At 73.0% G+C, this 12,018-nt stretch carries 12 protein-coding genes; 5 read left to right on the top strand and 7 right to left on the bottom strand.

The features are described 5' to 3' along the window. Window positions 1–7: 7 nt before the first annotated feature. The 4 genes from ACFY93_RS06735 to ACFY93_RS06750 are packed head-to-tail and all read right to left on the bottom strand — an operon-like array spanning window position 8 to window position 4,368. The gene (locus ACFY93_RS06735) at window positions 8–790 is read right to left on the bottom strand and encodes a CDP-alcohol phosphatidyltransferase family protein (protein WP_391354222.1); all 783 of its coding nucleotides are present in this window, start codon (window positions 788–790) and stop codon (window positions 8–10) included. After that, complete coding sequence (locus ACFY93_RS06740; RefSeq protein WP_391354224.1) at window positions 768–1,829, bottom strand: iron-containing alcohol dehydrogenase; 1,062 nt, start codon at window positions 1,827–1,829, stop codon at window positions 768–770. Before ACFY93_RS06740 ends, ACFY93_RS06735 begins: the two co-directional genes overlap by 23 nt. After that, entirely contained in the window at window positions 1,817–2,569 is a 753-nt protein-coding gene (locus tag ACFY93_RS06745) for a sugar phosphate nucleotidyltransferase (RefSeq protein ID WP_391354226.1), read from the bottom strand. Before ACFY93_RS06745 ends, ACFY93_RS06740 begins: the two co-directional genes overlap by 13 nt. Then, complete coding sequence (locus ACFY93_RS06750) at window positions 2,566–4,368, bottom strand: DUF5941 domain-containing protein (RefSeq protein ID WP_391354777.1); 1,803 nt, start codon at window positions 4,366–4,368, stop codon at window positions 2,566–2,568. The genes ACFY93_RS06745 and ACFY93_RS06750 overlap by 4 nt, the downstream gene beginning before the upstream one ends. A 385-nt stretch (window positions 4,369–4,753) precedes the next feature. On the opposite strand from ACFY93_RS06750, the gene galE reads away from it, so the two are divergent. From galE to idi, 3 genes are all read left to right on the top strand, one after another. After that, window positions 4,754–5,749, top strand: coding sequence for a UDP-glucose 4-epimerase GalE (gene galE / locus ACFY93_RS06755; protein ID WP_391354227.1), 996 nt, complete (start codon window positions 4,754–4,756; stop codon window positions 5,747–5,749). 247 nt (window positions 5,750–5,996) lie between these two features. Next, entirely contained in the window at window positions 5,997–6,935 is a 939-nt protein-coding gene (locus ACFY93_RS06760) for a cation diffusion facilitator family transporter (protein ID WP_391354228.1), read from the top strand. A gap of 128 nt (window positions 6,936–7,063) precedes the next feature. Beyond that, complete coding sequence (idi, locus tag ACFY93_RS06765; protein WP_391354230.1) at window positions 7,064–7,657, top strand: isopentenyl-diphosphate Delta-isomerase; 594 nt, start codon at window positions 7,064–7,066, stop codon at window positions 7,655–7,657. A 67-nt stretch (window positions 7,658–7,724) separates the two neighbouring features. Here the strand turns inward: idi and ACFY93_RS06770 are convergent, their stop codons facing one another. After that, entirely contained in the window at window positions 7,725–8,234 is a 510-nt protein-coding gene (locus ACFY93_RS06770; protein ID WP_391354779.1) for an ATP-binding protein, read from the bottom strand. A gap of 258 nt (window positions 8,235–8,492) precedes the next feature. Here ACFY93_RS06770 and ACFY93_RS06775 point away from each other — a divergent pair, with 258 nt between their 5' ends. Continuing rightward, the gene (locus ACFY93_RS06775) at window positions 8,493–9,245 is read left to right on the top strand and encodes an enoyl-CoA hydratase-related protein (RefSeq protein WP_391354232.1); all 753 of its coding nucleotides are present in this window, start codon (window positions 8,493–8,495) and stop codon (window positions 9,243–9,245) included. On the opposite strand, the gene ACFY93_RS06780 is transcribed toward ACFY93_RS06775, so the two are convergent. After that, entirely contained in the window at window positions 9,232–9,867 is a 636-nt protein-coding gene (locus tag ACFY93_RS06780) for a DJ-1/PfpI family protein (RefSeq protein ID WP_391354234.1), read from the bottom strand. The two genes, ACFY93_RS06775 and ACFY93_RS06780, sit on opposite strands and share 14 nt — an antisense overlap. A gap of 156 nt (window positions 9,868–10,023) precedes the next feature. After that, window positions 10,024–11,040, bottom strand: coding sequence for a DJ-1/PfpI family protein (locus tag ACFY93_RS06785; RefSeq protein WP_391354235.1), 1,017 nt, complete (start codon window positions 11,038–11,040; stop codon window positions 10,024–10,026). A 65-nt stretch (window positions 11,041–11,105) separates the two neighbouring features. Here ACFY93_RS06785 and ACFY93_RS06790 point away from each other — a divergent pair, with 65 nt between their 5' ends. Next, complete coding sequence (locus ACFY93_RS06790; protein ID WP_391354236.1) at window positions 11,106–11,972, top strand: hypothetical protein; 867 nt, start codon at window positions 11,106–11,108, stop codon at window positions 11,970–11,972. Window positions 11,973–12,018 lie beyond the last annotated feature (46 nt).

Raw genomic sequence — 12,018 nt, forward strand, 5'->3', positions numbered from 1 at the left:
GGGGCACTCACTTCAGTCTGCTGGAGGCGAGGATGGACACGAGGTGGAGCAGGGTCTGCAGGATCGCGATGCCGGCCAGGACCGCGATGCCGAGGCGGGTCCAGAACAGGTCGCCGCCGATCAGGTCGAGGACGGCCACCGCCAGGATGAACAGGCTGGCCTCGACACCGCCGACCAGACGGTGGAACTTGAGGGCCGCCGCGGCCCTGCGGGCCAGCGCGAGGCCCGAGGAGCGGGGCGTGGACGCCTCGTCCTTGACCGCGGGCAGGCCGCTGCGGGCTCGCGCCACGTCGACCAGGTCGGTCTCCGCCTTGATGAGGATCGCGCCGAGCGCGGCCAGGGTGCCGAGGAAGGCCCACAGCCACTCGGGGCTCTCGGAGCCGTCGAACAGGTCGGCGCCGCGCAGGCCGAAGCCGACGAGCAGGGCCGCCTCGGACAGGTAGTGGCCGATCCGGTCCAGGTAGACCCCGGTGATCGAGGTCTGCTTGCGCCAGCGGGCGATCTCGCCGTCGACGCAGTCCAGCAGCAGGTAGACCTGGATGAGGACGGCGCCGGCGAGCGCCCCGGCGAGGCCCGGCACGAGCAGTGCCGCGCCCGCCAGGACACCCGCGACGACCATCAGATAGGTGAGCTGGTTGGGCGTGATCCTGGAGTTGGCCAGGTACGGGTCGATGTGCAGCGAGATCTCTCGCATGTACAGGCGTCCCGCCCAGTGCTCACCGCTGCGCCGGTCCTTGACCCCTTCGGGGTGAACGACGGGGCGGAGTTCAGCTACCGATGGCCTTGGCATAGTCGGCGTATGCGTCCTTGATCTGGTCGGTGGTCAGGTCGAGGTGTTCGAGGATCGTGTACCGGCCGGGGCGGGTCTGCGGAGCGAACTCCACGACCTGGACGAACTCGTCCACCGTGAAGCCGATCTCGTCCGGCGTCACCGGCAGACCGTGCCGGCGCAGCACCTCGGCCATGCCCACGGACTCCTCGACGGCACCGCGCAGGAACATCGCGAAGCCCGCGCCCATGCCGCACTGCTCGCCGTGGCTCGCCGCGCGCTTGGGGAAGAGGAGGTCGAAGGCGTGGTTGATCTCGTGACAGGCGCCGGAGGCGGGGCGGGAGTCGCCCGCGACCGACATGGAGATGCCGGTCAGCACCAGTCCCTCGGCGAGCACCTGGAGGAAGGCGTCGTCGCCGACGCCGCCCGGGTGCCGCAGTACGGCCTCGCCGGCCTGACGGGCCATCGCGGCCGCGAGGCCGTCGATCTGCTCGCCCTTCTCGCGGTGGGCGAGCTCCCAGTCCGCGACCGCGGAGATGTTGGACAGGGCGTCGCCGATGCCGGAGCGCACGAAGCGGACCGGGGCCTCACGGATGACGTCGAGGTCGATGACGACGGCGATCGGGTTGGGCACCCCGTAGGAGCCGCGGCCCGCGTCGTTGTCGAGGGTGGCGACCGGTGAGCACAGTCCGTCGTGCGAGAGGTTCGTCGCGACGGCGACCAGCGGGAGGCCGACGCGTGCCGCGGCGAACTTCGCACAGTCGATGATCTTGCCGCCGCCCAGGCCCACGACCGCGTCGTAGTGCCCGGACTTCATGGCGTCGGCGAGCTTGATCGCGTCGTCCAGCGTGCCGCCGCCGACCTCGTACCAGGTCGCGCCCGGCAGCGCCGGGGCCAGCCGCTCGCGCAGCCGGGCCCCGGAGCCGCCGCTGATCGCGACGGCGAGCTTGCCGGAGTGCGAGATCCGCTGGTCGGCGAGGACACTCGCCAGGTCGTCCAGGGCTCCCGGACGGATGTCGACGACGACCGGCGAGGGGATGAGCCTCGTCAGTACTGGCACGCGATCTCACGTCCCTTGGCGAGGTCGTCGTGGTTGTCGATCTCGACCCACTTGACGTCACCGATGGGCGCGACGTCGATCCGGAAGCCGCGGTTGACGAGCTCCTGGTAGCCGTGCTCGTAGAACTGCTGCGGGTCCGTCTCGAAGACGGTCTTCAGGGCGTCGGCGAGCTCGTCGGCGGCCTCGCCCTCGATGAGGGTGACGCCGATGTACTCACCGGTGGCCTCGGCGGGGTCCATCAGCTTGGTGATCTTGGTCATGCCGCCCTCGGGGCCGACGACGACCTTCATCTCCTCGTCGGCGAGGGACTTCACCGTGTCCAGGGCGAGGATGATCTTCTTGCCGTCGCCGCGGGCGGCGAGCAGCGTCTTCTCGACGGAGACCGGGTGGACGGTGTCGCCGTTGGCGAGGATCACCGAGTGCTTGATGGCGTCACGGCCGCACCACAGGGAGTAGGCGTTGTTCCACTCCTCGGCCTTGTCGTTGTCGATCAGCGTGATCTTGACGCCGTACTTCTGCTCGAGGGCCTCGCGGCGCTCGTAGATGGCCTCCTTGGCGTACCCGACGATGATCGCGACCTCGGTCAGGCCGATCTCGGCGAAGTTGCCGAGGGTCAGGTCCAGGACCGTGAGGCTGTCCTCCGCGCCCTCGGGGCCGACCGGCACCAGCGCCTTGGGCAGGGTGTCGGTGTAGGGGCGAAGACGGCGTCCGGCGCCGGCCGCCAGCACGAGGCCGATCATGCGGGTTCTCCTTCATCGTGTACGGCGGGCGCCCCGGAGGACACCCAGAAGCGGATGCTCTCGAAGAGCACCACCAGCGCCGCGGCCACGGCGAGGACCGTGAGCGCGACCTTGAAATCTGTGGCCGCGAGCAGTGCGGCCAGGACGGTGACCAGCAGCGTCCTGCCCTCGTGCCCGCCGAGTGCCCGCACCAGCCAGTGCGGCGGCGCGCCGGCGTCGCCGCGGATGCGGTACACCGTGTCGTAGTGATGGTAGGCGACCGCGGACACCAGTCCGAAAGCCGCCGGAAGTGCCCCGTTCACGTCGGCCTTGGCGGCCAGTACCAGCACGGTGCCGTATTCGGCGGCCCGGAAGAACGGCGGAACCAGCCAGTCCAGGGCTCCCTTGAGGGGCCGGGCCAGGGCCGGCGGAGACAGGAGCACGTAGAGCGCGGCGCCGAGGACCGGCCACCAGCTCCCGTACGGGGAGAGCCAGGCGCCGAGGACCACGACGGCACCGGCGACCAGGGCGACGGCGGCCGGGCCGCGGGCCGCCCCCGGCGGGGTGACGCGGGTGAGCAGCTCGGCGAGGGGCCCCGAGTCGGTGAGGTCGGCGAGGGCCCCCGCCGCACGGTCCGTGCGCCGGGCCCTGCGGGTCAGCGACCGCAGCACGCGGCCCGCCGTGGTGTACGTGGCGGCCAGCGCGCAGCCGGCGAGCAGCGCGTAGAAGGTGATGCGGGGCGTCGTGAGGGCGGTGAGGACGGCGATCATCGCCCACCGCTCGCCGATGGGCAGGACGATCATCCGGCGCAGCCACACGGTCCAGCCGACGCTGTCCAGTCTGTCGGAGAGCGCGGCGGTGGGGCTGGTGTTGGCGGTGGCGTCGTGGTTCGCCTCGTTGAAGGAGAAGTCGACGACGTGCCGGCAGGTCTGCAGGACCATCGCGCCGAGCGCCAGCGCCCACACGTCGTCACCGCCGCGGGCCGCTCCGAGGGCGAGGCCCGCGTAGTAGGCGTACTCCTTGGCGCGGTCGAAGGTGGCGTCCAGCCAGGCGCCGAGCGTCGAGTACTGCAGCGAGTAGCGGGCGAGCTGCCCGTCGGTGCAGTCCAGCACGAAGGAGGCGAGGAGCAGGACGCCGGCGGCGACGAAGCCGGGGCGGGTGCCGGTGGCCGCGCAGCCGGCCGCGATCAGCGCGGTGATCAGCGAGGCGGTGGTGACCTGGTTCGGGGTGAGGCCCCGGCGGGCGCACCAGCGGGCGATGTAGCGCGAGTACGGGCTGATGCAGTACGTGGTGAAGAACCCGTCCCGGGACTTCACCGCGGTGCGCAGCCGTACGGCCTCGTCGTCGACGTTCGTGACGGCCTGCCGGGCCTCGTTGCGGGCCTGCGGGTCGGCGGGGACGACGGCGACGAGGGTGCCGAGTTCGGGGCGGTGCACGGGGACGCCGTCCGCGTCGAGGGCGGCGGTGACCCGGTCGGCGAGGTCGTCCGCGACGAGCGTCGCCGTGCCGTTGCCGGCGGCGGAGCTCGTGCGGGCCACGGCCCGGGTCAGGGCCTGGCGGGCCTCGGGCTGGACGGTGACGGCGCCGGGGACGGCGGCGGCCGGGAAGCGGGGGTCGGTGAGTCCGAGGCGCAGCGCGTGCAGGTGCCCGACGAAGCGGGCGTCGACGACGGCCACGCGCTGGTCGGACGGCACGGCGGCGAGCAGGGTCTCGGCTTCACCCGCGTCCGAGGCGACCCGCACGTCGAAACCGAGCGACCGCAGATCGCCCTCGAGCGACGATCCGAGGCCCGGCTGACCGGTGAGGATGGCGGTCGACAGACGAACTCACTCCCTGGGTGCCGACGTGGGAACGCCGGGCGTGCGCGTGGTGGGGGCGCCAGCGGCCGACGTGGCCGGGCGGCATGTCGGCAGAGGCTATCGGATGGACGGAAGCGGGCGTTCATCGCCCGTTCACGGCCCGATCAGCCGTTGCCGGCGGCGCCTTTGCCACGATCATCATTGTGGATCGCGCCCCGTGGACCAAACCCGCGGGCACAGATGCGCACATTCGCGGCATCGGCGCGGGGGCGGGTCACGGCGCGGGCTCAGGGGGTGTCCGGCCGACCATGTCGCGGGACGTCGGCGGCGACCGGTCGGCGTGCGTGCCGGGCCCCGTGCCGTGGGGCAGAGGGGAGCTTGAGGACAGGGCCTAGGGTTGGCGTCCATGACATGGCTGATCACAGGTGGAGCTGGATACATCGGGGCGCATGTGGCGCGGGCGATGACCGAGGCCGGAGAGCGGGTCGTCGCGCTCGACGACCTGTCGACGGGGGTGCCGGACCGGCTGCCCGCGAGCATTCCGCTGGTCCAGGGTTCCTCGCTGGACGGGGAGTTGCTGAAGCGCGTCCTGGCCGAGCACGCGGTGACCGGCGTGGTGCATCTCGCGGCGCGCAAGCAGGTCGGTGAGTCGGTGGAGCAGCCGGTGCGCTACTACCAGGAGAACGTGGGCGGTCTCGCGACGCTCCTGGAGGCGGTCGCCGGAGCCGGGATCGAGCGGTTCGTGTTCTCCTCGTCCGCCGCCGTCTACGGCAATCCGGATGTGGACCTGATCACAGAGGACACCCCGTGCGTCCCGATGAGCCCGTACGGCGAGACGAAGCTCGCCGGCGAGTGGCTGGTGCGGGCGGCCGGGCGGGCGCACGGCATCGCGACCGTGTGCCTGCGCTACTTCAACGTGGCGGGGGCGGCGGCCCCCGAGCTGGCCGACACGGGAGTCTTCAACGTGGTCCCGATGGCCTTCGACCGGCTCACGCGCGGCGAGTCCCCGCGTGTCTTCGGCGACGACTACCCGACCCCGGACGGCACCGGTGTACGGGACTACATCCACGTCGCCGACCTCGCGGACGCGCACCTCGCGGCCGCGCGGCGGCTCGCCGAGGGCCGGGTCACCGGTGACCTGACCGTGAACATCGGACGCGGCGAAGGTGTTTCCGTGCGCGAACTGTTCACCCTGATCGGCGAGGTCAGCGGGGACACCCGGCCGGCGGTCGTCGAGGCGCGGCGCCCCGGTGACGCCCCGCGCGCGGTCGCCTCGGCGCGGCTGGCCGGGGAGAGGCTCGGCTGGAGCGCGCGGCGCGGGATGCGGGAGATGGTCGAGTCGGCGTGGCAGGGGTGGCTGCTGCACCATCCCGAGGCGGCGGCGCGGGGCGCGGGCGCCTGACGGCGGCGACGCGCTGACCTGCGCGGACCCGCGCGGGGCCCTGCCCGTCGCCCCGCGCCGGTCGCGCGGGCCGGCGCGGACGGTCCCGTCACGGACGGCGGGCGCCGCCCCTGCCCGCCCGTCACGGTTCGTTTACGCAGGTCAGAGCATATGACAACGGTGTTCGGTGTCGCGTTGCCCGATACCCCCGGACCGTAGTTGACTGGGCCCCGGCAGAGGATCAGGCAGCGCGCGGGAGGCGGCTTCCATGGGGGCTGGGCACGACCACGGGCACGCGCACGGCGCCCCCGTCACCGGCACGGCGGCGGCCGCGTACCGGGGACGGCTGCGGGTAGCGCTGTCGATCACGCTCACCGTCATGGTGGTCGAGATCGTCGGCGGTGTCCTCGCCGACTCGCTCGCCCTGGTCGCGGACGCCGCGCACATGGCGACGGACGCGCTGGGGCTCGGCATGTCCCTGCTGGCGATCCACTTCGCGAACCTCCCACCCTCCGGCAACCGTACGTTCGGTTACGCGCGCGCCGAGATCCTCGCGGCCCTCGCCAACTGCCTGCTCCTGCTCGGGGTCGGCGGGTACGTGCTGTACGAGGCGGTCCAGCGGTTCATGACGCCCGCCGGCACGTCGGGCGGCCTCACCGTCGTGTTCGGCCTGATCGGTCTGGTCGCGAACATGGTGTCGCTCACGCTGCTGATGCGGGGCCAGAAGGACAGCCTCAACGTGCGCGGCGCGTTCCTGGAGGTCGCCGCGGACGCGCTGGGGTCCGTGGCGGTGCTGATCTCGGCGGCGGTCATCCTGACCACCGGCTGGCAGCCCGCCGACCCGGCCGCCTCGCTCGTCATCGCCCTGATGATCGTGCCGCGCACCTGGAAGCTGCTGCGCGAGACCCTCGACGTGCTGCTGGAGGCGGCCCCCAAGGGCGTCGACATGGCCCAGGTGCGGGCGCACATCCTGGAGCTGCCCGGCGTCGAGGACGTCCACGACCTGCACGCCTGGACCATCACGTCCGGTATGCCGGTCCTCTCCGCGCACGTGGTCGTCAGCACCGACACGCTGAACGCCATCGGCCACGAGAAGATGCTCCACGAGCTGCAGGGCTGCATCGGCCACCACTTCGACGTCGAGCACTGCACGTTCCAGCTGGAACCGAGCGGTCACGCCGAGCACGAGGCGAGACTCTGCCACTGACCACGGTCGGAGTCCCTCCGCCCGGTCCCGCGCAGCCGGAACCGGGACATGCGGGAAGCCGGGAAGTGTCGGGAGGGCCGGTTCCGTACGGCAGACTTGGGGCTCGTAGACCGATGCGAAGGATGGGTATGCCGATCACACCTGCCACCGCGACGCCCAGTTCGTCGAACGGCACCGCCGAAGTGATCCTGCTGGAGCTGGTCGACGAGGACGGCACCACGATCGGTACGGCGGAGAAGCTCGCCGCCCACCAGCCGCCAGGCCAACTGCACCGGGCCTTCTCCGTCTTCCTCTTCGACGAGCGCGGACGGCTGCTGCTCCAGCAGCGCGCCCAGGGCAAGTACCACTCCCCCGGCGTGTGGTCCAACACCTGCTGCGGCCATCCCTACCCCGGTGAGGCGCCGTTCGCGGCGGCGGCCCGGCGGACCTACGAGGAACTGGGGGTCTCCCCCTCGCTGCTGGCCGAGGCGGGCACCGTCCGCTACAACCACCCCGACCCGGACTCGGGGCTGGTGGAGCAGGAGTACAACCACCTCTTCGTCGGGATGGTGCAGGCCACGCCGCGGCCGGACGCGGACGAGATCGGCTCGACGGCGTTCGTGACCGCCGCGGAACTGCGCCGGCGGCACGCCGAGGACCCCTTCTCGTCCTGGTTCATGACGGTCCTGGACGCGGCGCGCCCGGCGGTCAGGGAGCTGACGGGGCCGTCGGCCGGCTGGTGACGGGCGGCGCCACGGGACCGTGGCGCCCGGTCCCGCGCGCGGCATGGCGTGATCCGGACGCGAGATCCTAAGGGGTGTACCGGGGTTTGAGCGGCAGGGCGGCCCAGATCACCTTGCCGCCGCTCGCCGTGTGCTCGACGTCGCACGCCCCGCCCGACTCCCTGGTGATCTCGCGCACCAGCAGCAGCCCGCGCCCGCCGGTCCGTCCGTGGTCGGTCTCCAGGGCCGTCGGCCGGTAGGGGTGGTTGTCCTCGACCGCGACGCGCACCCACTCGGCGCCCACGGCGACCTCGACGGCGAGCGTCGGTGACAGCAGCGCGGCGTGCCGGACCACGTTGGTGACCAACTCGGAGACGATCAGCAGCAGTCCCTGGACGGTGTCGTCCGCGGCCGGGACCCCCTGGCGGGCGAGCAGGTCACGGACGGCGTGCCGGGCCTGCGGCACCGAGGCCTCCACGGCGGGTGCGGTGAACCGCCAGACGCCCTCGTACGGCAGCGGCGCGGAGGGTCTCGGGCCGGGCTGCTCCTCCCCGCCGGCTGCGGGGCGCGGGTCGGACCCTCGCCCGGGGCTGTCCATCGTCAGGTCGCCACCCTTGCGCTCGATTGTCACCACACGTCGAGTGTTGGGAACGCACCGGTCCACCCCGGAGGACTGAACAGAAGTCAGCGGTTATCGGCGCTTCACGACCGTCCGTGCACGACAACGCCGTATATCCGACCGCCTTTGGCCTTTTGAAGTCGCTGTGAGCCACTCTTCGGGTTGTACGGGTTCCGAGTTCCGACGACCGGCCCCTGCCGGGCACCCGTCCGGCGGGGCCCGGATAGCATCCGGGACATGGAGCCGCACCTTCCGCACAGCGTCGCCGACGGGGTCGCCACCGTCGTCGTCCACCACCCGGCCAAGCGCAACGCCATGACGGCCGGCATGTGGCGCGCGCTGCCCCCACTGCTCGCCGGGCTGGCCCGCGACGACGCGGTTCGGGCGCTGGTGCTCACCGGGGAGGGCGACACGTTCTGCGCGGGCGCCGACATCTCGACGCTGCGGGAGTCGCCGGCCGAGGCGCAGGGGCTCGCCGTACTCGCCGAGGAGGCGCTGGCGGCGTTCCCGAAGCCGACGCTGGCGGCGGTCCGCGGCTACTGCGTCGGCGGCGGCTGCCAGCTCGCCGCCGCCTGCGACCTGCGGTTCGCCGAGGACGGCGCGATGTTCGGGGTCACGCCGGCGAAGCTCGGCATCGTCTATCCGGCGTCCTCCACCCGGCGGCTGGTGTCGCTGGTGGGCCCTGCGACGACCAAGTACCTGCTCTTCTCCGGGGAGTTGATCGGCACCGGGCGCGCGCTGCGGACGGGACTGGTGGACGAGGTGCTCCCGGAGGGCGGACTCGACCGGCGCGTGGCCGAGTTCACGCGGGTCCTGGTGGGGCGTTCGCAGCTGACGCAGGCGGCGGCGAAGGAGTTCGCGGACGGCCGCCTGGACCGGGACGCCCACTGGGCGGAGCAGGCGCGCGCCGGCGGCGACACCGCGGAGGGTGTCGCCGCCTTCCTGGAACGCCGGACGCCGCGCTTCGGCTGGACCGCTACGCGAACGTGAACCGGCTCTTCGCGCGCATCGCCTCGACGATGCGCGCCGGTGCCTTCTCCGGGGACCCCGCGTCGTAGGGCGGCTGCGGGTCGTACTCGGTCAGCAGCTGTACGGCCATGGCGTGGTCGGCGCCCGCGATCGTGCCGAGCAGGGTGAGCCCCATGTCGATGCCGGACGAGACACCGGCCGCCGTGACGTACTTGCCGTCGGTGACCACCCGCTCTCCCGTCGCCTCGGCGCCGAACCGCCCGAGCACGTCGTACGCCAGCCAGTGCGAGGTGGCCCGGCGCCCTTCGAGAAGCCCGGCGGCGGCGAGCAGCAGCGAGCCGGTGCACACGGAGGTCGTCCAGGTGGTGGTGGCGTCGGCGGCGCGCAGCCAGTCGAGCAGCACGCCGTTGTCCATCTGCGCCGTCTGACCGGGGCCGCCGGGGACGACGACGATGTCAGGGCGGGTGACCTCGGCGAACGTGCGGTCCGCGACGAGTGCCAGGTTCCCCGTGTCGGTGCGGACGGGGCCGGCCTGCTCGGCGACGAAGACGGTCTCGGAGTCGGGCAGGCGGCCGAGGGTCTCGTAGGGTCCGACGGCGTCGAGGGCGGTGAAGCGGTCGAAGAGGACGATCGCGATCTGCATGGTCTTCCTTCCGGTGGGTGTGGTGCGCACGGGCCGTGGGGCACGCCGGCGGGAGCGCGGGCGCACACGGCGGCTCGCGCCCTGCGCCGCGGACCCCGGGCTCCGGGGCTGGTCCGGGTGCTGGTTCCGGTTCGGGTACTGGTTCCGGTGGGCCCGTCAGAGGGCGGGGGCGGGGCGGAAGCGGCGCCGGTACTCGGCGGGCGACGAGCCGAGCGTCCGGACGAAGGCGCGGCGCATCGCCTCGGGGGTGCCGTAGCCGCTGGCGCGCGAGATCACCTCGACGCCGTCGGCGGTGTCCTCCAGGAGACGCCGCGCGTGTTCGAGGCGGACCCGGTCGACGTAGCGGCCCGGGGTCATGCCGGTCTCGGCCTGGAAGGCGCGGGCGAAGTGGCGGGGCGAGAGCCGGGCGCGGCAGGCGAGGGACTCGACCGACAGGTCGTCGCCGGGGTGTTCGGTGATCCACAGCTGGACCTCGCGCAGCGGCTCGCGCTGCGCGGTCTGCGCGGCCAGCTGGGCGCTGAACTGGGCCTGGTTGCCCGGGCGCAGCAGGAAGACGACGAGGTGGCGTGCGATCGCGAGGGCGGCCTCGCGTCCCAGGTCCTCCTCGACGAGGGCGAGCGACAGGTCGATGCCGGAGGTGACGCCGGCCGAGGTGGACACCTGTCCGTCGCGTATGTAGATGGGGTCGGCGTCGACCTCGATCTCCGGGTGGTCGCGGGCGAGCTTGTCGCAGTAGGCCCAGTGGGTCGTCGCGCGGCGGCCGTCCAGGAGGCCGGCCCGGGCGAGCGCGAGTGCGCCGGTGCAGACCGAGACCAGGCGTTCGGCCCGGGGTCCGTGGACGCGCAGCCAGTCGACGAGCCGCGGGGCCAGGTCCCGGGTGCCCCGGCCGCCGGGGACGATCAGGGTGTGCGGGGCGGGGGCGTCGGCGAGGGCGTGGTCCGGGGCGAGGCGCAGACCGCTGGAGGTGCGGACCGGGGAGCCGTCGAGGGAGGCGGTGCGGATGCGGTAGGTGCCGGCCGCCCGCAGCTCGGCCCCGTTGAAGACCTCCACGGGCCCGGTGACGTCGAGGCTCTGTACGTCGTCGAAGAGGACGACCAGCACGGTTCGCGTGACGTCGATTCTTCGCGGGACGGCGGCCGTCCGCAATGACGAACACCCCTCCTTTCCTGCCATGACGCGGCTCTCATTCCCCTCCCGGCCGTTCCCCCCGTACTGACCAGTCGGTAACGTGCCGGTGCATGACCACTCCTCTGCCGGAGCGCGCCGGCCGGCGCTGCCACAACGTCCTCAACTCGCTGCACTCGACGCACTACTTCTCGCCCGACCTCGGCCGGGAGCTGGCCGCCGTGGGAGTGGAGGACCCACGGGGCGCCTACTTCGCCGTGCGGGCCGCCGCCATGGGCCCGGTGGGCGCGGGCGTGGTGACGGCGACGTTCTACAACTTCCGCCACGAACTCGTGGCGGAGCACGTCCCGCACGTGTGGTCGCTCGCGTCCGCGCAGACCGTCCTCGCGGCACGCGCGCGCGTGGTCGACGCGACCCTGCGCCGGCTGCTCGGCGAGGACGTCCTCGTCTCCCCCGGGCTGGCCGAGGCCGCCGAGCTGGCGCTGCGGGCCACCGAGGCCTGCACCCGCACCGCCCGCCCGCTGTACGCCGCGCACGCCGACCTGCCCGTGCCCGAGGCGCCGCACCTGCGGCTGTGGCACGCGGCGACCCTGCTGCGGGAGCACCGCGGCGACGGCCATCTCGCCGTCCTGCTCGGCGCCGGGCTCGACCCGCTGGAGGCACTGGTCAGCCACACCGCGACCGGCAAGGGCATGTCCCCCAGGTGGGCCCTGGGCACGCGCGGCTGGTCCCGTACCGACTGGGACGCCGCGGCCGGCCGGCTGCGGGAGCGCGGACTGCTCGACGGCGAGGGTGAGTTGACCGAGGCCGGGGTGGAGCTGCGCCGCCGGGTCGAGACCGAGACCGACCGGCTCGACCGGGCACCGTACGAGCACCTCGGCGCGCCCGGCGTCGAGCGGCTCACGGAACTCGCCATGGGCCTGATGACGAAGGCGTTCGCCGCGGGTGCCTTCCCGGAGGGCATGATCGGCAAGAACTGAGGTACCTGGAAAGGCCCCGGGCGGACAGGCCGGGGAGAGGAAAGGG

It is taken from the genome of Streptomyces sp. NPDC008313 (genome assembly GCF_042956125.1).
Lineage (GTDB): Bacteria > Actinomycetota > Actinomycetes > Streptomycetales > Streptomycetaceae > Streptomyces.

Excerpts from the sequence above, each read along its gene's own strand:
- ACFY93_RS06780 (WP_391354234.1), bottom strand. The coding sequence starts at position 9,867 with ATGCAGATCGCGATCGTCCTCTTCGACCGCTTCACCGCCCTCGACGCC.
- ACFY93_RS06790 (WP_391354236.1), top strand. The coding sequence starts at position 11,106 with ATGACCACTCCTCTGCCGGAGCGCGCCGGCCGGCGCTGCCACAACGTC.
- idi (WP_391354230.1), top strand. The coding sequence starts at position 7,064 with ATGCCGATCACACCTGCCACCGCGACGCCCAGTTCGTCGAACGGCACC.
- galE (WP_391354227.1), top strand. The coding sequence starts at position 4,754 with ATGACATGGCTGATCACAGGTGGAGCTGGATACATCGGGGCGCATGTG.
- ACFY93_RS06745 (WP_391354226.1), bottom strand. The coding sequence starts at position 2,569 with ATGATCGGCCTCGTGCTGGCGGCCGGCGCCGGACGCCGTCTTCGCCCC.
- ACFY93_RS06770 (WP_391354779.1), bottom strand. The coding sequence starts at position 8,234 with ATGGACAGCCCCGGGCGAGGGTCCGACCCGCGCCCCGCAGCCGGCGGG.
- ACFY93_RS06735 (WP_391354222.1), bottom strand. The coding sequence starts at position 790 with ATGCCAAGGCCATCGGTAGCTGAACTCCGCCCCGTCGTTCACCCCGAA.
- ACFY93_RS06785 (WP_391354235.1), bottom strand. The coding sequence starts at position 11,040 with ATGGCAGGAAAGGAGGGGTGTTCGTCATTGCGGACGGCCGCCGTCCCG.
- ACFY93_RS06760 (WP_391354228.1), top strand. The coding sequence starts at position 5,997 with ATGGGGGCTGGGCACGACCACGGGCACGCGCACGGCGCCCCCGTCACC.
- ACFY93_RS06775 (WP_391354232.1), top strand. The coding sequence starts at position 8,493 with ATGGAGCCGCACCTTCCGCACAGCGTCGCCGACGGGGTCGCCACCGTC.